This is a genomic window from Enterobacter cloacae complex sp. 394F7 (assembly GCF_057320385.1).
Genome location: NZ_JBXWCS010000001.1, coordinates 273,311 through 298,404, shown reverse-complemented (window position 1 = coordinate 298,404; position 25,094 = coordinate 273,311). Strand labels below are relative to the sequence as shown.

Genomic DNA, 25,094 nt, shown 5'->3' with positions numbered 1-25,094 from the left:
CCCGGTGGGAGAGGGTCAGGGTGAGGGCAACAGGCCGCACATAATCACCCACCCACGTAAAACCGCCTCACCTCATCACACTGCATTGCAAACTCGATATAGCTCATCAGCGCGGGCGAATTGAGCTTACGGCTCGGATAGGCGAGCCAGAGATCGTTTCCTTCAACGTTCCACTCCGGTAGCACCTGCACCAGCGCCCCTTTTTCAATTTTATCTTCCAGCAAAAAAGCGGGTAAGAGTGTGATCCCCGCACCAGCTACCGCGCACTCACGAGCATACACAAGATTATCCGTCATATGCGCATTGTCCGGCAGATAGCGGTAATCCTCACTCTCGCTTTGCAGGAGCCATTCAGACCAGGCCTTGTGGGTAATACAGCGGTGATCCACCAGCTGGCGGGGATGGTGCAGCGGCTCCCGGCGTGCCAGGTATTCCGGCGAGGCCAGCATATAGCGCGGGCAGTGGCCAATCATGCGGCCAATCAGCGAGGAGTCCTGCGGTTTACCGGTACGCAGCGCCACGTCAAAGCCAGACTCCACCAGATCGAGCACATCGTCAGAAATAGAGACATCCAGCGAAACGTCAGGATAGCGGAGCTGAAACTCGGCATTCAGGTGTGCCAGTAACGTCGCGCCAATGCCCGCCGGGCAGGTGATACGAAGCCGCCCGCTGGGGTTTTCACGCAGCCGCTGAATGGCATACTCCGCCCTTTCGCTGGCCGCCAGCATCTCGCGACAATGCACCAGATAGTGCTCCCCCGCAAAGGTCAGATTCAGCCTGCGCGTGGTGCGGTTTAGCAGGCGGATCCCCACCTCCTGCTCAAGCTGGCTAATCCGCTGGCTAACGCTGGATTTCGGCAGATCTGCTTTCTGCGCTGCGGCGGTAAAACTCCCCATCTCCGCTACCAGCGCAAACAGCGCCATATCCTGAAGCTGTTTAAACATGATTGTTCACCCCATACGAACACTCCGTTCTTGATTGTCCATCTTATCATGCGCATGACCACTTAATAGACTAGCCTCAACAAAACGCATTCCATTGAGGAGTTGATCATGTCTGTTAAAGCCATTGCCGTTAATCCTGAAAATCCCGCAGCTTTTATTGAGATCACCCAACCGATGCCACAGCCCGGTGAACACGATCTGCTGGTGGAAGTAAAAGCCGTTTCCATCAACCCGGTCGATACCAAAGTGCATGCGAGTCTTGTTAAAAACGGCCTGCAGGCGCCACGCATTCTCGGCTGGGATGCCAGCGGTGTCGTCAAAGCGGTGGGGACAAGCGTCACCGGCTTCAAACCGGGCGACGAAGTGTGGTACGCGGGTGATATTACCCGTCCGGGCAGTAATGCCACGCATCAGCTGATTGATGCGCGTATTGTGGGACACAAACCGACAAGCCTTGGCTGGGATGCCGCTGCCGCATTGCCGCTGACCGCGCTCACCGCCTGGGAAGGGCTGTTTGAGCGCCTGAACATTCAGGATGCCAGGTCGGACAAAACGCTGCTGATCATCGGCGGTGCTGGCGGCGTAGGCTCCCTTGCGATCCCGTTTGCGAAGCACAACAGCAAGGTCAGGGTCATCGCCACCGCGTCGCGGGAAGACTCAGCCCAATGGTGTCGCGATCGCGGCGCGGATTTGGTGGTGAATTATCGCGATCTGCAAGGTGAACTGGCCAAACAAGGCATCACCTTTGTGGATTATATTTTTATCCTCAATGATACCGATGGCCACTGGGACGCGGTCAGCGAATTGATTGCGCCGCAGGGGCACATCTGCTCCATCGTCGAAAATGCGCACCCGCTGAACCAGGACAAGCTGAAATCCAAATCCGCCGCCCTGCACTGGGAATTCATGTACACCCGCAGCATGTACCAGACTGCCGATATGGCGCGTCAGGGTGAGATCTTAAACGAGGTGGCAAAGCTGGTGGATAACGGCGTAGTGGAGAGCTCGCTCAGCGAAACGCTGCAAGGGCTGAGCGTGGAAAGCATTACCGAGGCCCACCGCAAAGTGCTGGACGGGCATATGCGCGGGAAGGTGGTGGTTGCGTTCTGAGTGGATAATTCCCCCTCACCCTGCCCTCTCCCCACGGGGGAGAGGGTAAAGACAGCTCCGTACGATCCCCTCTCCCCATGGGGAGAGGGTTAGGGTGAGGGGCAAACCTGTGAATTTACCCCTGCTCCCCCATCATCTCCTTCACCAGCTCGACGCAGCGCAGGAAACGGGTGTCGTAATCCGACGCTTCAACGTGGACAAACTCCACGTTGTTCTCGTGAAGCATCTCCACCAGCATCGTCTGGAACTCTTTTCTGTCCACTGAGCTACCGAGGCTGCGCATCCCGTCGGCGACCCACGGCGTGTTGTTTTCCAGCAGGATCACCAGGTCGAAGCGATATTCATCGATCAGCGCCTGTACGAACGGGTGCTCGCGTCCTTCATACTTCTTACAGAAGGCTTGTGTGGTGACAAAATCGGTGTCGATGAAGGCCACTTTGTTGGCGTATTTCACCGCGAAATCAATGTACTGAGCATGGCCTAGCGCGATTTTGTCGTAATCAGAATACTGTAGCGCCATCTCGTCTCCCCCCAGATGGGAAAAGACATAATCACGTCCGTATTCCCACGCGCTGGTGGTATTGAAGATATTTGCCAGCTTGTTGACCAGCGTCGATTTCCCGCTGGATTCACCGCCCAGAATCGCAACTGTGCGCACAAAGAACGGCTTCACTTCGGTCGGGATGTAATCCCAGTAGCGGAACGGGTTTTCGCGGATCTGCGCCCCGCTGATGTTCATGAATGTACGCTTAGGATCGATCAGCACCGTTTCAATGCCCAGATGCTCGCGGAACTGCGGTGCGTCGGACTCTTCAGAGGTGTAGATCCAGTTGGGCGCAATGCCCTTCTCTTCCATAAACGCTTTAATGCCGTTGCTCCACACGTCCCAGCCGTGTGGATACGGCTCCATGCCCTCTTCGTTAAAGGCATGAATGCGAATGTTTTTCTGATATTTGAAGGTCTGAAGCAGCCAGCGCAGGCGATCCGGCACCGTCGGCTGCTGCGACATGGCGCTGTCTTCAAACAGCTGACGGTCACGGGTTTCATCGTAACCCATGATGATGTGCAGCTCGTCGACCTGGCTACAGGCGCGCTGGATCAGGTAGATATGGCCGGTATGCAGCGGGTAAAACTTACCAAACACCACGCCGATGTTCTTTTGCATACGCGGGAATTCAAGCCCCAGAAAGCGATGTAACGCTTCCAGCTTTTGCGCGCTGGGGCTTTTGATTTTGGCGTTCAGCAACTGGCTAAGATAGCCTTTCGTCATGCCGCTGGCGTCAGCCACCTGCTGTAGCGTGCAGCCTTTCTGACGGATTGCGGTCTTGATGTAGTCAAATGATGACATAAATTACGGTGCCTCCTGCAAAATCGAATACGTAATTATAAGTCGTCAAAGACATTTAACGCATCTGCGAGTTTTTTAACGCCAAAGACCTGCATCCCTTCGGGGATCTTCTTCGGCACGTTGGCCGCCGGCACAATCGCCCGGCGGAAGCCATGTTTCGCCGCCTCGGAGATGCGCTCCTGGCCGCTGGGCACCGGGCGGATCTCCCCGGCCAGCCCCACTTCGCCGAAGACCACCAAATCCTGCGGCAGCGGTCTGTCGCGCAGACTGGAGACCATCGCCAGCAGCAGCGCCAGATCGGCACTGGTCTCTGAAACTTTCACGCCCCCGACTACGTTGACGAAGACATCCTGATCGGCCATTTGCAGGCCACCATGACGGTGTAGCACCGCCAGCAGGATCGCCAGACGGTTCTGTTCCAGACCGACCGCCACGCGCCGCGGGTTACCCATCATCGAGTGATCCACCAGCGCCTGAATTTCAACAAGCAGCGGGCGCGTCCCCTCCCACAGCACCATCACCGAACTGCCGGAGGTGACTTCATCTCCCCGGCTCAGGAAGATGGCCGACGGGTTGCTGACTTCGCGCAGCCCCTGCTCGGTCATGGCAAATACGCCCAGTTCATTCACCGCACCAAAGCGGTTTTTGTGGCTGCGCAGGGTACGGAAGCGGGAGTCTGCGTCGCCGTCGAGCATCACGGAGCAGTCGATACAGTGCTCAAGCACTTTTGGCCCCGCCAGGGAGCCGTCTTTGGTGACGTGGCCGACCATGACGATCGCCACGCCGCGGGTTTTGGCAAAGCGCGTCAGATACGCGGCGGTCTCGCGCACCTGCGCCACGCTGCCCGGCGAGGACTGAATATCCGCCATGTGCATCACCTGGATGGAGTCAATCACCATCAGCTTCGGCTGCTCTTCTTCGGCAATCATGCAGATCTGCTCAATGCTGGTTTCCGACAGCATATTCAGATTGCCGGTAGGCAGACCCAGACGGTGTGCTCGCATCGCCACCTGCTGCAGGGACTCTTCGCCAGTGACGTACAGGGTTTTCATCTGCTCGGCGAGCTTGCAGAGCGTTTGCAGCAGCAGGGTCGATTTACCCGCTCCCGGGTTACCGCCGATCAGGATCGCACTGCCCGGCACCACGCCGCCGCCAAGCACGCGGTCAAACTCTTTGAAGCCGGTGGAGAAGCGCGGCAACGCTTCCAGACTGATTTCTGACAGTTTTTGGACTTTTGCCACACCGGCATTACCCGCATAGCCGCTCAGGCGTTCATTGCGGGCCACGCTCGGCGAAGCCGCCACACCACGCACTTCGGTGATGGTGTTCCAGGCATGACAGGCGCTGCATTGCCCCTGCCAGCGCGGATAATCCGCACCACATTCATTACAGACAAATGCGCGTTTTGGGGCTTTAGCCACGGTTTACCTCGTTATTTCAGTGCGGCCTGCGCGCCGGGTGGCGCTAACGCTTACCCGGCCTACAATCGCATACCGTTATTTCTGATTCAGGCTGCCGGAGAGAATGCAGAACACCCCCATCAGGTCAGCGTGACGGATAGTCACTTCCGTCTTTTCATTCACTTTTGGCTTGGCATGGTAGGCAATGCCAAGACCGGCAACTTTGATCATCGGCAGATCGTTTGCGCCATCGCCAATGGCAACGGTCTGGGCAACCGGAATTTCATATTTCTCGGCCAGTCGGCTCAGCGTATTGGCTTTATACTGCGCATCCACGATATCGCCGAGCACCTGCCCGGTCAGCTTACCGTCCATGATCTCCAGCTCGTTGGCGACCACGGTGGTCAGATGCAGTTTTTCCCGCAGGTAATCCGCGAAGAAGGTAAAGCCACCGGAAGCGATCGCCACTTTCCAGCCCAGCGACTGGAGCTTCAGCACCAGTTGCGTCAGCCCGGGCATCAGCGGCAGTTCATCGCGCACCTGACGCAGGATATTGGCATCGGCCCCTTTGAGGGTCGCCACGCGCTGTCTCAGGCTGGCAGTAAAATCCAGCTCGCCGCGCATCGCGCGCTCGGTCACTTCCGCCACCAGCTCGCCGCTGCCCGCCAGTTTGGCAATCTCATCGATACACTCAATCTGGATGGCGGTAGAGTCCATATCCATCACCAGCAGACCCGGCGTTTTCAGATGCGGGATTTTACCCAGCGGGGCAACGTCCAGCCCGGCGTCGTGCGCCAGACGCGTCGCGCGCTGCGTCAGGGAACCGGCCAGGCGAATGACCTGATAATCTTCCACACACCAGGCGGCGACAATCACCATCGCCGCACCCAGTTTAGTTTGATATTGGGTAAGGCGTTGCTTATCCAGGCCGCGTCCGTACAGCAGCCAGCCGCTACGGCCAGCGTGGTAATCCAGAGGCATCACCTCATCGCCACTTAAAGAGAGCGGCAATCCTGGCCATAAAGAGACATCCGTTGGCAGGTCGCACCAGGTAATGTTCGGCATTGAAGCTCCTGTAATTTCGTTCGCGCCGGAAGGTTCCAGAGGGAAAATAACGCATGAGGCTACCCTGTAACCATCACTTCTGGCAACATTAAGCCGTAAATTTTCAGCAGGTGGAATATGGCTCGCGCAAAACTGAAATTCCGGCTTCATCGTGCCGTGATCGTCCTTTTCTGTCTCGCCCTGTTAGTGGTGCTGATGCAAGGGGCGTCGTGGTTTAGCCAGAATCATCAACGGCAACGGAATCCGCAGTTTGAGGAGCTGGCCCGCACGCTGGCGCGTCAGGTTACGCTTAACGTCGCGCCCGCTATGCGTACCGAAACGCCGGATGACAAACGCATCAGCCAGGTTTTGCGTCAGTTAACCGAGAACAGCCGTATCCTGGATGCCGGTGTCTACGATGAAAAAGGCGATCTGATTGCCCGCGCGGGCGAGCATGTCGACGTACGCGACAGGCTGGCGCTGGACGGTAAAAAAGCCGGGGGCTACTTTAACCAGCAGATCGTCGAACCTATTCAGGGCAAAAATGGTCCGCTGGGGTATCTGCGCCTGACGCTCGACACCCATACCCTGCCCACGGAAGCAAAACAGGTGGATAACACCACCAATATACTCCGTCTGATGCTCCTGCTCTCCCTCGCCATTGGCGTGGTACTGGCCCGCACCTTGCTGCAGGGCAAGCGCACTCGCTGGCAGCAGTCGCCCTTCCTGCTGACCGCCAGCAAATCTGTTCCTGAAGACGAAGAGAGCGAAAAGAAAGATTAGTGATAAAGTAGGCTGATGATTCGGAAAAGGAACTCTGCCATGACGACGTTACGCCTGCTGCTCTCTGACTCTTACGATCCGTGGTTTAATCTTGCGGTGGAAGAGTGCATCTTCCGCCAGATGCCCGCCACCCAACGCGTGCTGTTTCTCTGGCGCAATGCCGACACGGTGGTCATTGGCCGCGCACAGAATCCGTGGAAAGAGTGTAACACCCGGCGTATGGAAGAGGACAACGTCCGTCTGGCGCGCCGCAGCAGCGGCGGTGGTGCGGTATTCCATGATCTGGGCAATACCTGCTTTACCTTTATGGCGGGTAAACCGGAATACGACAAGACCATCTCAACGTCCATTGTCCTCAACGCGCTCAATTCGCTCGGCGTGACGGCAGAAGCCTCCGGGCGTAACGACCTGGTGGTCAAAACGCCCGATGGAGATCGCAAAGTGTCAGGCTCAGCCTATCGCGAAGCACTGGATCGCGGCTTCCACCACGGCACCCTTCTTCTTAACGCCGATCTCAGCCGTCTGGCGAACTACCTGAATCCCGACAAGAAAAAACTGCAGGCCAAAGGGATCACTTCCGTGCGGGGGCGCGTGGCCAACCTGGTTGAGCTTCTGCCGGACATCACTCACGCACAAATCTGCGAGGCGATCCAGGAAGCCTTCTTTGCCCATTACGGTGAGCGCGTAGAGGCAGAGGTGATCTCCCCGGATAAAACCCCGGATCTGCCCAATTTCGCCGAAACCTTTGCCCGCCAGAGCAGCTGGGAGTGGAACTTTGGCCAGGCGCCTGCCTTTTCGCATCTGCTGGACGAACGCTTTACCTGGGGCGGCGTGGAGCTGCACTTTGACGTAGAGAAAGGTCATATCACCCGCACCCAGGTGTTTACGGACAGCCTTAACCCGGCGCCGTTAGAGGCGCTGGCGGCTCGTTTGCAGGGCTGTTTGTATCGGGCGGATATGCTGCAACAGGAATGCGATGCGCTGCTGGGGGATTTTCCTCAACAGGAAAGGGAATTAAGAGAGTTATCGGAATGGATAGCTCGGGAAGTAAAATAATTAAGAGTAATAATATTCAAAAAAGTGTTTTTTAAAAAAATCACATTTCTAATGTAAATAGATTAAATAGACGAAATAGCACAGCGCATAAGAAAATCCCGACACAGAGGAACAAGTGATGTTCCTCATAATTAATGTTAAGGATTAAACATGAAAAAACTTCTTTTAGCAGCGTCTGTTGCTGTGATTATGTCGTCTGCCGCCCATGCTGCGGAAACTGCAGTATTAAAAGTCACAGGTGTTTTAACTAACTCCGCGTGTACTCCCTCCCTGAGTGGTGGCGGTATTGTGGATTTCGGTACGACGAATATTGGTAGTATGTCTGCCACGCAGACTAACCAACTTGGCAATAAAGATCTGTCGTTCTCTATTAACTGCGTAGCCCCGACAAAAGTAGGCTGGAGTATTATCGACGATCGTGCGGATTCCAGACAGAATTTGATTGTCGAAAATACCGACTGGAGTGGTTCTGGTTCGGTGTGGAGCAGTAATAGCCTTTTCGGGGCGGGTAAAACCTCGAAGGGTGTAAATCTGGGGGCGTATTCCGTTACGATGCAACTGAGTAACGTCACTGCGGACGGAAATACCACAGGGATGATTTCAGGTGCCAACTCCACCGGAAGTTATGCATGGGGCCAGATGGTGGGCGACAGTGCGCCGGTTCGACATGACGGCATGGTTTACACGGTAGCTGGTAGCTCAGGCGTCGATCCAGTGGCCTTTACCAATGCGGTATTCCCGCTGCGCGTCGCGCTGGCCGTTCAGGATACAACATCGCTCGCCCTGACCGATGACACCACGATTGACGGGCAGGCAACAATCAGCCTTGTTTATCTTTAAGGTGTGAAGAACAAAAAAGAGTGTAGCCAGGGCTACACTCTTTCATTCTGTATTACTCTTTATCGCCCAGCAGAACGGATTCCAGCGCGATTTTGATCATGTCGTTGAAGGTGGTCTGACGCTCAGCAGCCGTGGTCTGCTCGTGGGTACGGATGTGGTCAGATACGGTGCAGATGGTCAGCGCTTTCGCACCGAACTCAGCCGCGACGCCGTAGATGCCCGCCGCTTCCATTTCCACGCCCAGGATGCCGTATTTTTCCATCACGTCGAACATCTCGCCGCCGTCCGGCGCATAGAACAGATCCGCAGAGAACAGGTTACCCACGCGAGCATCAACGCCCAGCGCTTTAGCCGCGTCAACCGCGTTACGCACCATGCCGAAGTCAGCAATCGCCGCGAAGTCGTGATCTTTGAAACGCATACGGTTGACTTTGGAATCGGTGCAGGCACCCATACCAATCACCACGTCACGCAGTTTAACGTCCATGCGCACCGCGCCGCAGGAGCCAACACGGATGATTTTCTTCACGCCGAAATCGGTGATCAGCTCTTTGGTGTAGATGGAGCAGGATGGGATACCCATACCGTGGCCCATCACGGAGATTTTGCGGCCTTTGTACGTTCCGGTGAAGCCCAGCATGCCGCGAACGTTGTTCACTTCACGCACGTCTTCCAGGAAAGTTTCTGCAATGTGTTTCGCGCGCAGCGGGTCGCCCGGCATCAATACGACGTCAGCGAAATCACCCATTTCTGCGTTAATGTGAGGAGTTGCCATCTTCAGTTCCTTTTCATTGTAAATTCGCCCTCTCCCCGTGGGAGAGGGTTGGGGTGAGGGCATCAGGCCGCACCCAACATAACTCAGAACATCGCCTTGCCATATTCCATGTCAGACGTGCCAAAATATTTCGCAATCGTCTGGCCGATGTCCGCGAAGGTTTCACGGTGACCCAGCGAGCCCGGTTTCACTTTCGGGCCATACACCAGCACCGGAATGTGCTCACGAGTGTGGTCAGTACCGGTCCAGGTTGGGTCACAGCCGTGGTCAGCGGTCAGGATCAGAATGTCATCTTCACCCACCAGCTCCATCAGCTCTGGCAGACGACGGTCGAACAGCTCCAGGCCAGCCGCATAACCCGCCACGTCGCGACGGTGGCCCCAGGAGGAGTCGAAGTCGACGAAGTTGGTGAAGACGATGGTGTTATCACCCGCTTCTTTCATCTCTTTGACGGTCGCGTCAAACAGCGCATCCAGGCCAGTGGCTTTCACCTTTTTGGTGATACCGCAGTTGGCGTAGATATCGGCGATTTTACCCACGGAAACCACGTGACCGCCTTTCTCATCAACCAGTTTCTGCAGCACGGTGGGTGCCGGTGGCTCAACGGCCAGGTCGTGACGGTTACCGGTACGCTGGAAGTTACCCGCTTTGTCACCGATAAACGGACGCGCGATAACACGACCGATGTTGTAGCCGCCTTCGGTCAGCTCTTCACGGGCGATTTCGCACAGCTCGTACAGTTTATCCAGGCCAAACGTCTCTTCGTGGCAGGCAATCTGGAATACGGAGTCAGCAGAGGTGTAGAAAATCGGCTTACCGGTTTTCATGTGCTCTTCGCCGAGCTGATCCAGAATCACGGTACCGGAAGAGTGGCAGTTACCGAGGTAGCCCGGCAGGTTGGCGCGTTTCACCAGCTTATCGAGCAGCTCCTGCGGGAAGCTGTTCTCGTGATCGGAGAAATAGCCCCAGTCAAACAGAACCGGCACACCGGCGATTTCCCAGTGTCCAGACGGGGTGTCTTTACCGGAAGAGAGCTCATGCGCCCAGGCGTAAGCGCCCACCACTTCCGCGTTGCCGTCCATACCGGCAGCGATTTTACCGGTAGAACCTTCATGCGCTTTCACCAGACCGAGGCGGGTCAGGTTGGGCAGAGTCAGAGGGCCTTTACGACCGTTGTCCGCTTCGCCTTTCGCACAGGCTTCCGCGATGTGACCCATGGTATCGGAACCCACGTCACCAAAACGTTCTGCATCTTCGGTTGCGCCGATGCCGAATGAGTCCAGCACCATAATAAATGCACGTTTCATAATTGTTCTCCGTACGTAGTGCTAAAAATAATTGATCAGATCAGTATACCGCTATTCGGTGATACGACGATAGACCGAAGGCGAGCTTTCTGGTGCTTTATCAGCAAGCGTAATAGCCGCTTTCACCGCCTTCGCCGCCTCCTGCCAGCTGGCTTCGTCTTTGGCGTGGATCACCGCCAGCGGACGTTCTCCGTCAACGCTGTCGCCCAGACGGGCCATATCGGTAAAGCCAACGCTGTAATCAATGGTGTCCGATGCCTGACGACGTCCGCCGCCCATCGAGACCACCGCCATACCCAGTGCACGGGTGTCCATAGCAGAGACAAAACCTTCGCTATCGGCATAAACGGCTTTGCTGAGCGTCGCGGTCGGCAGGTATTTCGCGTAGTTTTCCACGAAGTCGGTCGGGCCTTTTTGCGCCGCCACCATGCGGCCAAAGATCTCTGCCGCTTTGCCGTTATCCAGCACCGCCTGCAGTTTCGCGCGCGCTTCAGCGTCGTCTTTCGCCAGTTTGCCTGAAATCAGCATCTCGACGCACAGCGCCATGGTCACGTCGAACAGTCGTGGGTTGCGGTATTCGCCTGTCAGGAACTGAACGGCTTCGCGCACTTCGACGGCGTTACCGGCGCTGGAGGCCAGCACCTGATTCATGTCCGTCAGCAGTGCGGTGGTGCGCACGCCTGCGCCGTTGGCAACGCCAACGATCGCTTCAGCAAGCTGAGCAGAGAGTTCATAGGTTGGCATAAACGCGCCGCTGCCCACTTTTACGTCCATTACCAGCGCGTCCAGCCCTTCTGCCAGTTTCTTCGCCAGAATAGAGGCGGTGATCAGCGGGATGGAGTCAACGGTTGCGGTGATATCGCGGGTTGCGTAGAAGCGCTTGTCTGCCGGGGCAAGCGAGCTGGTCTGGCCGATGATCGCCACGCCAACGTCTTTAATAATTTCGCGGAAGCGGTTGTCATCCGGGAAGATATCGAAGCCCGGAATGGCTTCCAGTTTGTCGAGCGTACCGCCGGTGTGTCCCAGGCCGCGCCCGGAGATCATCGGGATATAACCGCCGCAGGCCGCCACCATGGGGCCGAGCATCAGAGACGTTACATCGCCTACGCCGCCGGTGGAGTGTTTATCGACAATCGGACCGTTGAGATTGAGGCTCTTCCAGTCCAGTACGGTTCCTGAATCTCGCATCGCCATGGTCAACGAGACACGCTCAGGCATCGACATATCGTGGAAGAAGATGGTCATCGCCAGGGCTGCAATCTGCCCTTCTGAGATGGTGTTATCTCGAATGCCGTTGATAAAGAAGCGGATCTCTTCGTCGCTTAATGCATGACCATCACGTTTTTTACGAATAATTTCTTGTGCGAGAAACACGGTAACCCCCATGAGGAATCGGGTGAATGATGGCGGGTACGATATACCCGACCACGATCCTGTAGGCCGGGTAAGCGTAGCGCCACCCGGCAATTCAAACTTAGTAGCTGCTGGCGCTCTTACCGTCGCCATGACCCAGCGCTTTCAGCAGGCTGGCCAGCAGGCTGGACGCGCCGAAGCGGTAGTGACGTGAGTCCGCCCACTCTTCGCCGAACAGCTCGTCGGCAATCGCCAGGAACTGCTGCGCGTCTTCCGCAGTACGCACACCGCCCGCCGGTTTAAAGCCCACGGTTTTGGACACGCCCATATCGCGGATCACTTCCATCATGATGCGCGCGCTTTCCGGGGTCGCATTCACCGGCACTTTACCGGTAGAGGTTTTAATGAAATCCGCACCGGCTTTGATGGAGATTTCGGACGCTTTACGAATCAGCGCTTCTTCTTTCAGTTCGCCAGTTTCGATGATCACTTTCAGCAGCACGTTTGCCGCCGCGCAGGCGTCTTTACAGGCTTTCACCAGGTCAAAGCCCACCTGCTCGTTGCCCGCGATCAGCGCACGGTACGGGAATACCACGTCAACTTCGTCTGCGCCGTAGGCAATCGCCGCGCGGGTTTCCGCCAGCGCGATCTCGATATCGTCGTTGCCGTGCGGGAAGTTAGTTACGGTTGCAATGCGCACGTCCGGGGTACCCTGCTCTTTCAGCGTTTTGCGGGCAATCGGGATAAAGCGCGGATAGATGCAGACAGCGGCAGTGTTGCCCACTGGCGTTTTCGCCTGATGACACAGGGCGATGACTTTTTCATTGGTGTCGTCATCGTTCAGGGTGGTCAGGTCCATCAGTTTCAACGCGCGCAGGCTGCTTGCAGTTAAATCGGTCATAACATTCTCCAACGGCGGTGCCGTATCAATTTTACCTTGCGGGTCTGTGAGTATTCTAACATCCACCCGCATTCACACTTCGACATTCATCACAGTTAATGAAAACTACGTACAAATTTGCATTGCTGTAATGAGATCTGCTTCAAACTTTAATGCGTGAACTGCTGACGAATGCAGCGATTCCCCTCGTCAGATCAAAAGCCCTGACAGGATGGCTTCCTACAATCCGTTCAACATCCGCAGAACAATCAAGGAAGCGAACATGCCCCACGCCAGCCCCGACGCCCTGCAACAACGTTGCCAGCACATTGTGACAAGCCCGGTATTAACCCCGGAACAGAAGCGTCATTTTTTGGCGCTGGAAGCGGAAAACAATCTGCCTTATCCGGCACTTCCTGAGGCGGCTCGTGCCGCGCTGGACAAGGGATTTATCTGCGACATGTTTGAAGGGCACGCGCCCTATAAACCCCGTTATGTTCTGCCGGATTACGCAACGTTTCTGGCTAAAGGTTCAGAATGGCTGGAGCTGGAGGGGGCGAAAGATCTGGATGACGCGCTCTCGCTGTTAACCATTCTCTACCATCATGTGCCTTCAGTAACATCAATGCCGGTCTATCTCGGTCACCTTGATGCCTTACTGCAACCCTATGTTAGAATTCTAACACAAGAAGCGATCGATAGCCGAATAAAACGTTTCTGGCGCTATCTCGACAGAACGTTGCCGGACGCCTTTACGCACGTCAACATTGGTCCGGCAGATACCCCCATCACCCGCGCCATTTTGCGTGCCGATGCAGAATTGAAGCAGGCTGCACCGAATCTGACGTTTATTTATGACCCGGACGTGACGCCGGACGATCTCCTGCTTGAGGTGGCAAAAAATATCTGTGAATGCAGCAAACCGCATATTTCCCATGGCCCGGTGAATGATAAAATTTTCACAAAAGGCCGCTATGGCATCGTGAGCTGTTACAACTCGCTGCCGCTGGCGGGCGGCGGCAGTACGCTGGTCCGCCTCAATCTGCGGGCGATTGCTGAACACAGCGCGTCACCCGACGATTTCTTCACGCGTATGTTGCCGCACTACTGCCAGCAACAAATGGCCATCATTGATGCCCGCTGCGCGTTTCTCTATCAACAATCCGGCTTCTTTGAGAATAGCTTCCTGGTGAAAGAGGGGCTGATTGATGCCGATCGCTTTGTACCGATGTTTGGCATGTACGGCATGGCAGAGGCGGTGAATACGCTTTGCGAAAAAGCGGGTATTGACGGCCGTTACGGTAAGAGCGAGCAGGCCAACGCGCTGGGCTATCGCATCAGCGAGCAGCTGGCGGCGTTTGTGGAAAACACGCCGGTGAAATACGGCTGGAAACAGCGTGCGATGCTCCATGCACAGTCGGGAATAAGTTCAGATGTCGGTACCACCCCGGGTGCGCGTCTGCCGTACGGCGACGAGCCGGATCCCATCACTCATCTGCTGGCCGTGGCGCCGCATCACCCGCACTACTCCGCCGGGATCAGCGACATTCTGACGCTGGATGAGACGGTAAAACGCAATCCGCAGGCGGTCGTGCAGCTGTGCCTGGGGGCGTTTAAGGCCGGTATGCGGGAATTTACCGCCAACGTAGCCGGTAACGATCTGGTGCGCGTGACCGGCTATATGGTGCGGCTGTCGGATCTGGCACAGTATCGCGAAGCCGGATCGCGCACCAATACCACCTGGCTTGGCGAAGAAGCCGCACGCAATACCCGCATTCTGGAACGTCAGCCGCGCGTGGTCAGCCATGAACAGCAGATGCGCTTTAGTTAGTCAGGTTATCCCCTTCTCCTGCGTGGACGGGCCGGGCAGCCGCCTGGCCCTCTTCCTGCAGGGCTGTAACCTGCGCTGTAAAACCTGCCACAACCCGTGGACCATCGGGCGCTGCAACGACTGCGGCGACTGCGTGCCCCACTGCCCGCACGATGCACTGAACATTCAGGCCGGACGCGTCTGGTGGCAGGAGAGTCGGTGCCAGCAGTGCGATACCTGCCTGCATCTGTGCCAGCAGCAGGCAACGCCAATGGCGCAGCGCCTGAGCGTGGAAGAGATCCTCGCGCAGGTCCGTAAAGCCGCCCCTTTTATTGAAGGGGTTACCGTGAGCGGCGGCGAAGCCACTACCCAGTTGCCGTTTTTGATCGCCCTGTTCACGGCGATCAAAACGGATCCCGCCCTGCGCCACCTTACGTGTCTGGTGGACAGTAACGGTCTGCTGGGGGAAACCGGCTGGCAAAGACTGCTGCCGGTACTGGATGGCGCGATGGTGGATCTCAAGGCGTGGGGAAACGAACATCACCGCGTGCTGACCGGACGCGAAAACCCGCAGATTAAGCAGAGCATTCGCTGGCTGGCGCAGCATCAGCGGCTGACGGAACTGCGTTTACTGGTGATCCCTGAGCAGTGCGATTATCTGGAGCATCTTAAGCCCTTGACAACATTTATCCTCGGGCTGGGGAATGTGCCGGTGCGCATTAACGCGTTTCACGCGCACGGGGTTTACGGCGAGGCGGCGTCATGGCGCAGCGCTACACCGGGGGACATCGAGCCGCTGGCGCTGGCGCTTGAAAAACAGCACATCACGGTGATCCGCCCGGCACTTTACCTATAGCGTGATGCCAAACAGCGCGCGGGTATTTTCCAGCAGCGCATCTGCAATCTCCGTTTCCGGCTCCTCACGCAGTTCACACAGCGTGGTAAACACGCGTGCCGCCTGTTCCGGGCGGTTCGGCTGCCCCTGAAAACCGTTTAACGGCATATCAGGAGCATCCGTTTCCAGTAACAGAGCAGACAGCGGTAACTGTGCCATTACGTCGCGCGTTTTGCTGGCCCGGGGATAGGTAATGGTACCGCCCACGCCAATCTTATAGCCCAGTTCAATAAAACGCTGCGCCTGCTGCAGGCTACCGGAGAAACCGTGCACCACTCCTTTTCGCGGCAGATCGATGCGTTTCAGGTGCATCGCCAGTTTGTCGTGTGTACGTCGTGAGTGGAGGATCACCGGCAGATCGTGACGCTTTGCCAGCCTGAGCTGGGCATCAAGGATCGTCTGCTGGCGTTCAAACTGCGGATTATCGCGATAGAGATCGAGGCCGATCTCACCCATCGCGACCAGTTTGTTTTCGCGGGTTTGCAGCGCCGCATCCAGTACGTCGAGATGTTCGTCCAGATGGTGTTCTATCACTATAGGATGCAGACCCAACGCGGCGTACAGCGCATCATGGCGGTGGGCGAGATCAAGCACGCGCTCGAATCTGTCCACTTCGATCGCAGGCACAATCATCGCGTGGATACCCGCCTGAGCGGCGCGCTCAATGCTCTGCGTCTCGTCCCCCGTAAACGGCGGAAAATCAAAGTGACAGTGGGTATCAACAAAACGGTGCGTCACGCCAGATCCTCGTTATCCAGTAAAGCGTCATTCGCCTGCGGGACATCCACCAGTGGCACGGTCAGCGGATCGTTAGCCACAATCGCAGGCGGCGTAATAATGTGTTTGTGCCGATGCAGCGGCGGTTGCTCTGCCAGCATTTTTCCAACCGTCGCCAGGAAGTAGCGTCCGCACAGTCGCCCCGTTTTATAATCTGCACGCAGCGCGGGAACACGGCTGCCGAGCGCCATACTGACCAGCGGTTTCGGCGGATAAATTTCAAAAATACGCAGCTTACCCGGCGGTTTTTCGATAAAGCGTTGCATCGCGCCGTAGGTGGTTTCATGCTGCTTCGCGATATTCACCAGCGGCTGCAGACTGCTGTCGCCCAGCCAGCGCTCCATCCGTTTAAACCACTGCGGCGTGTAGTACATTTGCGACGGCACAGTGCGGATCACCACAATGGTTTTCGCCCCCCGCCGGGCCGCTTCCTGCACCGGCACCGCGTCACTGATGCCGCCGTCGAGATAGCTGATGCCGTCCAGCAGCGCGCCGGTCCGATAAAAACCGGGAATGGCGCTGGAGGCACGGATGATATCCAGCCAGTTCTCTTTTTGCGGAGAGAAATAGCCCGGGGAATAATCATCGCCCCGGCTGGCGCACATCCAGAACGCTTTGCCGCTATCAAACAGGCGTGCGGCGGTATCCATCGCCAGCGGCATCTGGCTGGAGGTGGATTCCAGCAGCCAGTCGAGATCGATCAGGTTGCCGCCGCGCACGAAGCGCACCGGGTTAAAAAATTCTTTCGCCGTGGTGTAGCGCATAATGACTTTTCGCGCGTAGCCAGGCTGGTTACAGACATAGGCAGACAGGTTCTGCGCCCCGGCAGACGTGCCGAAGTAAAGGTCAAACGGGTTGAATTGCGCGCGCATAAATTCATCCAGCACGCCGGCGGTAAAAATGCCGCGCTGCCCGCCCCCCTCGCAAACCAGCGCAAGTTGACCAGCACGAAACGCTTTTAACGTCAGCGGCGCAATATTGCCGAGCGTAACGGGAATTCGTTGCCCCACCTCTGCTTTCCTGTTTTGATTATTTTCTCTCTCCACAGTAACGCACCCGACCAGCAACGCAAATAAGAAAAAGCCAGTCATCACGACTGGCTTTTTTTTGTTTAAGGAATATTGCGTTTGCTACGGACGTCTGCGTCCCGTAAACAGGCTCACCAGGAACAGGATGATACCGACAACGAAGACAATTTTAGCTGCCCAGGCCGCTGTACCCGCCAGTCCGCCAAAGCCCAAAGCGGCGGCAATTAACGCGATAACCAGAAATATAATGCCCCAACGAAACATAAGCCTCTCCTTTACCATAGTTAATGTCGGCCGCTAAATATGAGCGCTCAGGTCACTCACCGGCGTTTTTCCAGAGTCATTTTTATTTCGCCCGCAGGGCTGGCCTGTCGGGCGAATCGTGCAGGTTTACTTCGTTTTCAGATCGTTTTTAACGCTTTTCACACCATCAATCGCTTTCGCAATTGACTCAGCACGTTCGATTTGTGCCTGGTTCTCTACCGTACCGGACAGCTGTACCACGCCATCGGTGGTTTCAACTTTCACCATACGGGACGGCACGATGTCGTCAGCTAACAGTTTAGCTTTGATTTCGCTGGTCGTAGCGGCATCGCCTGCATAGCCTTTCACCGACGCGTTTTTGCTGTCACGGACGTGCAGTTTGTCGCTCACAGAGGCAACGCCCTCAACGCCCTTCGCCACTTTGACGGCCTGTTCGGCCTGGGCCTGGCTTTCAACAAAGCCACTCAGGGTGACAACTTTTTGCTCGGTTTTTACGGAAATATCGGTGCTCTTGATAGCTTCATCATCTACCAGCGCGGCTTTCACTTTTGCTGTGATTGAGCTGTCATCCATGAAATTACCGACTTTATTCATAGAGCTATCGATTTTTTCCCCTGCGGTATTAGCGGTGTTTTGCGCTTTATCCATGGTGCTGGATTCCGCCAGAGCGGAGCCGCTTACCAGAACGCTACCCAATGTCACCGCCAGCAGAGTTTTAGAAATCTTCAGTCTTGTCATATTCATCGATGTATTCCTGTGTTTTGCCCGTTATTCGGGCTACATACTTCCTTAGTAGTTTTATATATTGCGAATAGACACACGGGCAAAATGGAGAACCTAAAGTCATGCATTGAACAGTTTATTCATCCACGCCCGGAGCTAAACACTGAGTTAAATATAGATCACTCTCACAGAGGTGCTTTCAGTTTCGGGCAAAAAACGAGCAAAAAGCGCGAAAATGCGATGAATTAAGAACATTCCGCAAGGGACTAATAAGACAGGAAATAAAGAAGAGCACGGCGGCTGCCGTGCTCTGAGAGGGGATTAGTGTTCGCGCGTTTTGCGGAACTGTACGTCAGGATAACGTTCCTGCGTCAGATTCAGGTTAACCATGGTTGGGGCGATATAGGTCAGATTATCACCGCCATCCAGCGCCAGCTGAACTTCGTTCTTACGCTTGAACTCTTCGAATTTCTTCACGTCAGCACATTCAACCCAGCGCGCGGTCGCCACGTTGACCGATTCGTAAATCGCTTCCACGTTGTATTCGCTCTTCAGACGCGCAACCACCACGTCGAACTGCAGCACACCCACCGCACCCACGATCAGATCGTTATTCGCGATTGGACGGAAGACCTGCACAGCACCCTCTTCGGAAAGCTGCACCAGCCCTTTCAGCAGCTGTTTCTGCTTCAGCGGATCTTTCAGGCGAATGCGGCGGAACAGCTCTGGCGCGAAGTTCGGAATCCCGGTGAACTTCATCATTTCGCCCTGCGTGAAGGTATCACCGATCTGGATGGTGCCATGGTTATGCAGACCGATAATGTCACCCGGATACGCTTCTTCCACGTGCGAACGGTCGCCCGCCATGAAGGTCAGCGCGTCGGAGATCACCACATCTTTACCGATACGCACCTGACGCAGCTTCATACCCTTTTCATACTTGCCGGACACCACGCGCATAAAGGCCACGCGGTCGCGGTGTTTCGGGTCCATATTGGCCTGAATTTTAAAGACGAAGCCGGTGAACTTCTCTTCTTTCGCTTCCACTTCACGGGTGTCGGTTTTACGTGGCATCGGCTGCGGCGCCCACTCCACCAGACCGTCGAGCATATGGTCGACGCCGAAGTTACCCAGAGCGGTACCAAAGAAGACCGGGGTAATTTCGCCGCTCAGGAACAGCTCTTTGTCGAACTCATGAGATGCGCCTTTCACCAGCTCCAGCTCGTCACGCAGCTGCGCAGCCAGCTCGTCACCCACCGCGGCGTCCAGATCCGGGTTATCCAGACCTTTCACGATGCGCACTTCCTGAATGGTGTGGCCTTTACCTGTCTGATACAGATAGGTTTCGTCTTTATAAAGGTGGTAAACACCTTTAAACAGCTTACCGCAGCCAATTGGCCAGGTGATGGGCGCACAGGCAATCTTCAGCTCGTTTTCCACTTCATCCATCAGCTCCATCGGATCACGGATGTCACGGTCGAGTTTGTTCATAAAGGTGAGGATTGGCGTATCGCGCAGACGGGTCACTTCCATCAGCTTACGGGTACGGTCTTCTACACCTTTTGCGGCGTCGATCACCATCAGGCAGCAGTCCACCGCCGTCAGCGTACGGTAGGTATCTTCGGAGAAGTCTTCGTGGCCCGGGGTGTCCAGCAGGTTCACCAGGCAGTCGTGATACGGGAACTGCATCACGGAGGTGGTAATCGAAATACCACGCTGTTTTTCCATCTCCATCCAGTCAGATTTTGCGTGCTGGCTGGAGCCACGGCCCTTTACGGTACCGGCGGTCTGGATGGCCTGTCCGAAAAGCAGCACCTTCTCGGTGATGGTGGTTTTACCGGCATCCGGGTGCGAGATAATGGCAAAAGTGCGGCGTTTGGCCACCTCTTGCAGATAAGGAGACAACGTCATAATCAAATCTTCTTATATAAGCGCGACAGCAGGCCGCGCATCAAGGAATACGAAAAATGCGGCTATTTTACCCATCAATGGGGGGCAGGCAATCATTGTTTACACAGGAGCTGCTCCAGTTCGTTCAACGACGTTACGGTCCAAGTTGGCTCAATACCTTCTGGCTTCACGCGGCCATGCGCATTCAACCAGACGGTGGACAGACCAGAATTCATGCCGCCCAGAATATCCGACTCCGCGGTATCACCCACCATCAGCACACGGTCGCGATCGGGGTTGCCGGCTTGCGCCAGTGCATAATCAAAAATACGTGGATCCGGCTTCGGCACGCCCACCTCTTCTGAGATCACCAGCGCGTCGAAATGATCGCGCAGGCCCGTGCGCTCAAGGCGGATCTGCTGCAGCGCGGTAAAACCGTTGGTGATGATCCCCAGTTTGACCTTGCCTTTCAGCGAATCAAGCAGGGAAACCGCCCCCGGCAGCGGGGCGCAGATATCGGCCATCGCATTGAGGAATGCCTCGTTTAACGCGCCTGGACTTACATTTAACCGTTCGGCCCAGACATCGAAACGCTGGTGCTGCAGTTGTAACGCGGTGATGGCACCGTTCTGGTAGTCCACCCACAGCGGTTTATTCACCGCCTGATAGTCCTGAAAATCTTCAGCGGTGAAGGTCACGCTATAGTCCAAAAACATCCGCTGTAGACCACCGAACGAATCGAACGTAAAGAGCGTTTCGTCGGCGTCAAAGAAAATCCAGTCCCATTTCATCGTTACAACCTTATTTTTCGTTATCCAATCGGCAGAGCCATAATAATGGCGTCTTCACGTCCCTCTGCGGTCGGGTAGTAGTTACGGCGAATTGTCGCCTCGTTAAAGCCTAAGCTTTCATAGAGCGCGATGGCGGCGACATTTGACGCGCGCACCTCCAGCCACAGAGTGAAAACGTCACGGGTTTCGAGCTCACGAATGAGATGCGTAAGCAGTTCTCTTCCCAGCCCACGGCGCTGAAACGCGGGATCCACCGCGATATTAAACAGCGTGGCCTCATCCAGAACGACCTGGGTTATCGCAAATGCAGCCAGGGTGCCGTCAACGTCCAGGCGGTAATTCAGATACCGTTCGCCCTGATTGCTGGCGAGTGTCTTTTCGCTCCACGGAAACGCATGGGCGCGTGTTTCAATCGCATACGCCGCAGGCAGATCAGGCGTCGCGAGGGAAGAAATCGTGTTCATATTCGCAGATTTGTTGCCATAGCGCGCTTCGCGCTTTTGGGTTGGCTTTCAGCTCTTCCAGCACGGGGGAGCTGATCTGGCTCCCGGAAAGGGATATGTCGTTTGTCTCGCCCATTCGCCAGCAGTTGCAATGGCTGTCAGGAGGAAGCATGGCGACCCTGTCCGGCGTCAGATGTAAAACCTGGTCGGCCGTCAGCTTCAGGCTGCGAAGGACATCACCAATCAGGGCATCATTCAGGGCAGGCAGTTCTTCCGCCACCATCACCAGACGCACATGCGCAGGGATGGCGATGGCGATTTCACCCTGCAACGCCGTCGGGCGACGCAAGGCCCACTGGGTGATACCCAGCTGCTGCAACTGCCAGTCACGTCGGGATGTCATAGCGAAAACTCCTGTCTCTCAGGCGCGCAAATATAGCAAATGTGTCGAAAGTGCGCCATCTACCTACTATAATCCCCGCCTGAGTTTATTGAGGAACAATTCATGTCTGCATTTACCCCGGCAAGTGAAGTCTTGCTGCGTCACAGTGATGATTTCGAAGAAAGCCGTATTCTGTTTGCCGGAGATATGCAGGATGACCTGCCCGCGCGTTTCGACTGTGCTGAAAGCCGTGCCCATACCCAATACTACCACCACTGGCAGGTGCTGAGCCGCCAGATGGGCGAGCGCGCACGCTTTAGCCTGGTGGCGGAACAGAGTGATGTCGCTGACTGCGACACGCTGATCTACTACTGGCCGAAGAACAAACCGGAAGCGCAGTTCCAGCTGATGAATCTGCTCTCTCTGCTGCCGGTCGGGTGCGATATTTTCGTGGTCGGTGAGAACCGCAGCGGCGTGCGAAGCGCAGAGCAGATGCTGGAAGCGTACGCCCCGCTCAATAAAGTCGACAGCGCCCGTCGCTGCGGCCTGTATCATGGTCGTCTGGAAAACCAGCCTTCCTTTGATGCCGGGACATACTGGGATGCGTATCAGCTTGATGGCCTGACCATTAAAACCCTGCCGGGCGTTTTCAGCCGTGACGGGCTGGACGTGGGCAGTAAGCTGCTGCTCTCCACGCTGACGCCGCACACCAAAGGCAAAGTGCTGGACGTAGGCTGCGGTGCAGGGGTACTGGCCACGGTGCTGGCAAGCCACTCACCAAAAGTCCGCCTGACGCTCTGTGACGTCAGCGCGCCCGCAGTTGAAGCCAGCCGTGCGACGCTTGCCGCAAACGGCTTCGAAGGGGATGTCTTCGCCAGCAACGTCTTCTCGGACGTTACCGGTCGGTTCGACATGATTATTTCAAATCCGCCGTTCCACGATGGCATCGAAACCAGCCTTGAAGCAGCGCAAACGCTGATCCGTGGCGCAGTACGTCACCTGAACAGCGGGGGGGAACTGAGGATCGTCGCTAACGCGTTTCTGCCGTACCCGAAAGTGCTGGATGAAACCTTCGGCTTCCATGAAGTTATCGCGCAAACGGGCCGTTTTAAGGTCTACCGTACCGTGATGACGCGTCAGGCTAAAAAGTAATCCACGGGTATTGTTTGCCGGAGAAGGGCCATCCCCCTCCGGCCATTTTTGCAGCAATCAAAACAACGCGCGCATTTTTCTATTGACGTAAAGCTCAAAACATCTAGAATGCGCCTCCGTGGTTACGATACTTTTACAGTATCGATGGTATGCGAAGGTGGCGGAATTGGTAGACGCGCTAGCTTCAGGTGTTAGTGTCCTTACGGACGTGGGGGTTCAAGTCCCCCCCCTCGCACCATAAATCACGTTGATATTGCTCGCACTGGGCGAAGGTGGCGGAATTGGTAGACGCGCTAGCTTCAGGTGTTAGTGTTCTTACGGACGTGGGGGTTCAAGTCCCCCCCCTCGCACCAACGAGGCGATATCAAAAAGTAAGATAACTGTGCGAAGGTGGCGGAATTGGTAGACGCGCTAGCTTCAGGTGTTAGTGTCCTTACGGACGTGGGGGTTCAAGTCCCCCCCCTCGCACCAATTATCTTGCATCCCCTCTGAAGTCCTTCATGTTATTCCCTGTTATTCCCTGTTATTTCAAACTCATCAGTATCACCAGAATTCCACTGACCAGCGCGACGCATGATGGCAACAAAACAAAGTGCCTTAATTGCTTATGCCAGATCATCGCTGAGGTCATCAGCAACCCTGACACGATGATGGCTTTCCAGAGTTCAATGGAGAGATCGGCAAACATCAGACCGCCGAGGATGGCTCCCGGCAGTAATACCCCCCAACCACTTCCTAACACCCGGTTCAACATGGTTTGCCCTTTCGAATCGATAATGATAACCAATATCATATGACAAGCATTATCATTTGTCAGCACCGATAATTAAAAAGCGTGGCCGTTTACCTTTCCCGTAATGACAGGCATTGTTTAAGGTGATAAATTGCCCACCTGTTAACTACTCATAAAGTTTCTCTGATAATTACTCGTTGATTTTTTTGCTTCCATTATTGCGAAACAACATCCATTTACCTGTTTTAATTAAATTTTAATAAAAACGCACTACTATGACATCACAATCCTGGCGGTCTTTGGTCAACAGCAAATATCAATTATCGTTACGTTTATTTTTATTTTTGAACGCAACCTCAGCGGTGTTCTCGGTAACAAATCCGCTCTATTCTGTTCAGCTGTTATCTTTCCCCCTGCTGGCTATTTTTACGCTCAGCACCGGATTGCTGCTCTGGCACTGGCAAAAGTGTACCCGCAAGATAAATATTCCTGTGGTTTCAGCGATATTCGGTATTTTATGGGCCTGGCAAATCGCCTCAAAATTTTCGTTAATTACGCAGGATCGGGCGACATATTTGATCATGGCGCTATTAACGGTGCTTTTTATCGGTTCGCTGGCATTCGCCATTAATATCAAAGCGTTTACGCTCCACTCATTACCCGCATTTATTGTCTGCCTGTGGTTAAGCCCCTCTGAACACTGGTTGAGAATGATCTACTCTTTCATTCTTCCGGTCGTGGCTATCGGCGTTCACCACGTACTACAAAGACGTAACGATCGCTTCGCTCAGGAGCTCCTCTCCCGGTTACTGGAAGAACGAGAAACCCTGACCGATCTCAGCATGATGGATCCACTTACCGGCCTGTATAACCGTCGCGGCTTGCAAAGCCGACTGGAGAATCTGCCTGCGGTAGAGAACGGCGAACACTTTGTCCTGCTAATGGATATCGATCACTTCAAGGCCTATAACGACCACTACGGCCATATGATGGGTGACCAGGCGTTAATCCGTGTCTCGGCAGCCATTCGTGATGCCGTACGCTCGCGGGATATTGTGGCGCGGTTTGGCGGGGAAGAGTTTATGGTACTGCTGACGAACATCTCGCTGGAACATGCCCGCCAGACGGCAGAGCGTATCCGTCAGAAAGTGTACGACTTAAAAATCCCCCACATGTTCAATGAGCGCGTCGCGACTAACGTCACCATCAGCATTGGTATTGCCATTTTCGAGAATGAAGACGCAGAAGGCGCGCTGGAAAAAGCAGATAAAGCCCTCTACGAAGCAAAGCATCTTGGGCGGAATAACATTCTGCTCAGCGAAGAACTACAGGCGGTTTAAGCACGGCATCTCTCTCCAGGACAAAA

Annotated in this window: 25 protein-coding genes and 3 tRNA genes; 11 read left to right on the top strand and 17 right to left on the bottom strand. The window is 55.4% G+C overall.

Annotated features, from left to right (window positions below; genetic code table 11):
- Positions 1 to 44: 44 nt before the first annotated feature.
- Entirely contained in the window at positions 45 to 944 is a 900-nt protein-coding gene (locus tag AC2FAK_RS01525) for a LysR family transcriptional regulator (protein ID WP_095455070.1), read from the bottom strand.
- Positions 945 to 1,052: 108 nt separating this feature from the next.
- Here AC2FAK_RS01525 and AC2FAK_RS01520 point away from each other — a divergent pair, with 108 nt between their 5' ends.
- Positions 1,053 to 2,054, top strand: coding sequence for a zinc-binding alcohol dehydrogenase family protein (locus AC2FAK_RS01520; protein WP_095455071.1), 1,002 nt, complete (start codon positions 1,053 to 1,055; stop codon positions 2,052 to 2,054).
- A 115-nt stretch (positions 2,055 to 2,169) separates the two neighbouring features.
- Here AC2FAK_RS01520 and nadR read toward each other — a convergent pair whose 3' ends face one another.
- The 3 genes from nadR to serB form a co-directional block, all read right to left on the bottom strand.
- Positions 2,170 to 3,402, bottom strand: a complete 1,233-nt coding sequence (gene nadR / locus AC2FAK_RS01515) for a multifunctional transcriptional regulator/nicotinamide-nucleotide adenylyltransferase/ribosylnicotinamide kinase NadR (protein ID WP_014830583.1) — start codon at positions 3,400 to 3,402, stop codon at positions 2,170 to 2,172.
- A 35-nt stretch (positions 3,403 to 3,437) separates the two neighbouring features.
- On the bottom strand, positions 3,438 to 4,823 hold the full coding sequence (gene radA, locus AC2FAK_RS01510) for a DNA repair protein RadA (protein ID WP_013095496.1): 1,386 nt from the start codon (positions 4,821 to 4,823) through the stop codon (positions 3,438 to 3,440).
- A gap of 75 nt (positions 4,824 to 4,898) precedes the next feature.
- The gene (gene serB / locus AC2FAK_RS01505) at positions 4,899 to 5,867 is read right to left on the bottom strand and encodes a phosphoserine phosphatase (RefSeq protein WP_013095495.1); all 969 of its coding nucleotides are present in this window, start codon (positions 5,865 to 5,867) and stop codon (positions 4,899 to 4,901) included.
- A 117-nt stretch (positions 5,868 to 5,984) separates the two neighbouring features.
- Between serB and AC2FAK_RS01500 the strand changes: the two genes are divergently transcribed.
- From AC2FAK_RS01500 to AC2FAK_RS01490, 3 genes are all read left to right on the top strand, one after another.
- A complete protein-coding gene (locus AC2FAK_RS01500) occupies positions 5,985 to 6,629 on the top strand; it encodes a YtjB family periplasmic protein (protein WP_013095494.1) in 645 nt (214 codons plus the stop codon).
- A 39-nt stretch (positions 6,630 to 6,668) separates the two neighbouring features.
- Complete coding sequence (lplA, locus tag AC2FAK_RS01495; RefSeq protein WP_095455072.1) at positions 6,669 to 7,685, top strand: lipoate--protein ligase; 1,017 nt, start codon at positions 6,669 to 6,671, stop codon at positions 7,683 to 7,685.
- A gap of 150 nt (positions 7,686 to 7,835) precedes the next feature.
- Complete coding sequence (locus AC2FAK_RS01490) at positions 7,836 to 8,525, top strand: DUF1120 domain-containing protein (protein WP_095455073.1); 690 nt, start codon at positions 7,836 to 7,838, stop codon at positions 8,523 to 8,525.
- Between the two features lie 52 nt (positions 8,526 to 8,577).
- Here the strand turns inward: AC2FAK_RS01490 and deoD are convergent, their stop codons facing one another.
- The 4 genes from deoD to deoC all read right to left on the bottom strand — a co-directional run bounded on the left by deoD (position 8,578) and on the right by deoC (position 12,861).
- Positions 8,578 to 9,300 (bottom strand): purine-nucleoside phosphorylase, encoded by a 723-nt coding sequence (gene deoD, locus AC2FAK_RS01485; protein ID WP_013095492.1) that lies wholly within the window; start codon positions 9,298 to 9,300, stop codon positions 8,578 to 8,580.
- Positions 9,301 to 9,383: 83 nt separating this feature from the next.
- Positions 9,384 to 10,607, bottom strand: a complete 1,224-nt coding sequence (deoB, locus tag AC2FAK_RS01480) for a phosphopentomutase (RefSeq protein ID WP_013095491.1) — start codon at positions 10,605 to 10,607, stop codon at positions 9,384 to 9,386.
- Positions 10,608 to 10,658: 51 nt separating this feature from the next.
- Positions 10,659 to 11,981 (bottom strand): thymidine phosphorylase, encoded by a 1,323-nt coding sequence (gene deoA / locus AC2FAK_RS01475; RefSeq protein ID WP_013095490.1) that lies wholly within the window; start codon positions 11,979 to 11,981, stop codon positions 10,659 to 10,661.
- Positions 11,982 to 12,081: 100 nt separating this feature from the next.
- Positions 12,082 to 12,861 carry a deoxyribose-phosphate aldolase gene (deoC, locus tag AC2FAK_RS01470; protein WP_013095489.1) on the bottom strand — a complete coding sequence of 260 codons (780 nt, stop codon included), beginning with the start codon at positions 12,859 to 12,861 and terminating at the stop codon, positions 12,082 to 12,084.
- 262 nt (positions 12,862 to 13,123) lie between these two features.
- Here deoC and AC2FAK_RS01465 point away from each other — a divergent pair, with 262 nt between their 5' ends.
- Both AC2FAK_RS01465 and AC2FAK_RS01460 read left to right on the top strand, forming a co-directional pair.
- A complete protein-coding gene (locus AC2FAK_RS01465; RefSeq protein ID WP_013095488.1) occupies positions 13,124 to 14,671 on the top strand; it encodes a YjjI family glycine radical enzyme in 1,548 nt (515 codons plus the stop codon).
- Positions 14,646 to 15,506 (top strand): YjjW family glycine radical enzyme activase, encoded by an 861-nt coding sequence (locus AC2FAK_RS01460; protein ID WP_095455074.1) that lies wholly within the window; start codon positions 14,646 to 14,648, stop codon positions 15,504 to 15,506. Before AC2FAK_RS01465 ends, AC2FAK_RS01460 begins: the two co-directional genes overlap by 26 nt.
- Here the strand turns inward: AC2FAK_RS01460 and AC2FAK_RS01455 are convergent.
- The 8 genes from AC2FAK_RS01455 to AC2FAK_RS01420 all read right to left on the bottom strand — a co-directional run bounded on the left by AC2FAK_RS01455 (position 15,501) and on the right by AC2FAK_RS01420 (position 21,864).
- Positions 15,501 to 16,283 (bottom strand): TatD family hydrolase, encoded by a 783-nt coding sequence (locus AC2FAK_RS01455; RefSeq protein WP_095455075.1) that lies wholly within the window; start codon positions 16,281 to 16,283, stop codon positions 15,501 to 15,503. The two genes, AC2FAK_RS01460 and AC2FAK_RS01455, sit on opposite strands and share 6 nt — an antisense overlap.
- A complete protein-coding gene (locus AC2FAK_RS01450; RefSeq protein ID WP_095455076.1) occupies positions 16,280 to 17,332 on the bottom strand; it encodes a patatin-like phospholipase family protein in 1,053 nt (350 codons plus the stop codon). The genes AC2FAK_RS01455 and AC2FAK_RS01450 overlap by 4 nt, the downstream gene beginning before the upstream one ends.
- A gap of 120 nt (positions 17,333 to 17,452) precedes the next feature.
- A complete protein-coding gene (locus AC2FAK_RS01445; protein WP_003856556.1) occupies positions 17,453 to 17,614 on the bottom strand; it encodes a DUF1328 domain-containing protein in 162 nt (53 codons plus the stop codon).
- A gap of 126 nt (positions 17,615 to 17,740) precedes the next feature.
- Positions 17,741 to 18,358 (bottom strand): molecular chaperone OsmY, encoded by a 618-nt coding sequence (gene osmY / locus AC2FAK_RS01440; RefSeq protein WP_048970615.1) that lies wholly within the window; start codon positions 18,356 to 18,358, stop codon positions 17,741 to 17,743.
- Between the two features lie 300 nt (positions 18,359 to 18,658).
- Positions 18,659 to 20,248 carry a peptide chain release factor 3 gene (gene prfC, locus AC2FAK_RS01435; RefSeq protein ID WP_023621922.1) on the bottom strand — a complete coding sequence of 530 codons (1,590 nt, stop codon included), beginning with the start codon at positions 20,246 to 20,248 and terminating at the stop codon, positions 18,659 to 18,661.
- A gap of 92 nt (positions 20,249 to 20,340) precedes the next feature.
- Complete coding sequence (yjjG, locus tag AC2FAK_RS01430) at positions 20,341 to 21,018, bottom strand: pyrimidine 5'-nucleotidase (protein ID WP_020684451.1); 678 nt, start codon at positions 21,016 to 21,018, stop codon at positions 20,341 to 20,343.
- A 20-nt stretch (positions 21,019 to 21,038) separates the two neighbouring features.
- On the bottom strand, positions 21,039 to 21,482 hold the full coding sequence (gene rimI / locus AC2FAK_RS01425; RefSeq protein ID WP_095455077.1) for a ribosomal protein S18-alanine N-acetyltransferase: 444 nt from the start codon (positions 21,480 to 21,482) through the stop codon (positions 21,039 to 21,041).
- Entirely contained in the window at positions 21,451 to 21,864 is a 414-nt protein-coding gene (locus AC2FAK_RS01420; protein WP_095455078.1) for a DNA polymerase III subunit psi, read from the bottom strand. Before AC2FAK_RS01420 ends, rimI begins: the two co-directional genes overlap by 32 nt.
- 102 nt (positions 21,865 to 21,966) lie before the next feature.
- Between AC2FAK_RS01420 and rsmC the strand changes: the two genes are divergently transcribed.
- The 4 genes from rsmC to AC2FAK_RS01400 all read left to right on the top strand — a co-directional run bounded on the left by rsmC (position 21,967) and on the right by AC2FAK_RS01400 (position 23,466).
- Positions 21,967 to 22,995 (top strand): 16S rRNA (guanine(1207)-N(2))-methyltransferase RsmC, encoded by a 1,029-nt coding sequence (gene rsmC, locus AC2FAK_RS01415; protein ID WP_013095479.1) that lies wholly within the window; start codon positions 21,967 to 21,969, stop codon positions 22,993 to 22,995.
- 151 nt (positions 22,996 to 23,146) lie between these two features.
- Positions 23,147 to 23,233 (top strand) — tRNA-Leu (locus AC2FAK_RS01410).
- A gap of 28 nt (positions 23,234 to 23,261) precedes the next feature.
- Positions 23,262 to 23,348: transfer RNA gene (locus tag AC2FAK_RS01405), tRNA-Leu, on the top strand.
- Positions 23,349 to 23,379: 31 nt separating this feature from the next.
- Positions 23,380 to 23,466 (top strand) — tRNA-Leu (locus AC2FAK_RS01400).
- A gap of 52 nt (positions 23,467 to 23,518) precedes the next feature.
- Here the strand turns inward: AC2FAK_RS01400 and AC2FAK_RS01395 are convergent.
- A complete protein-coding gene (locus tag AC2FAK_RS01395) occupies positions 23,519 to 23,788 on the bottom strand; it encodes a DUF1435 domain-containing protein (RefSeq protein WP_028028099.1) in 270 nt (89 codons plus the stop codon).
- Between the two features lie 215 nt (positions 23,789 to 24,003).
- On the opposite strand from AC2FAK_RS01395, the gene AC2FAK_RS01390 reads away from it, so the two are divergent.
- Positions 24,004 to 25,068, top strand: coding sequence for a GGDEF domain-containing protein (locus AC2FAK_RS01390; RefSeq protein WP_023621917.1), 1,065 nt, complete (start codon positions 24,004 to 24,006; stop codon positions 25,066 to 25,068).
- Positions 25,069 to 25,094 lie beyond the last annotated feature (26 nt).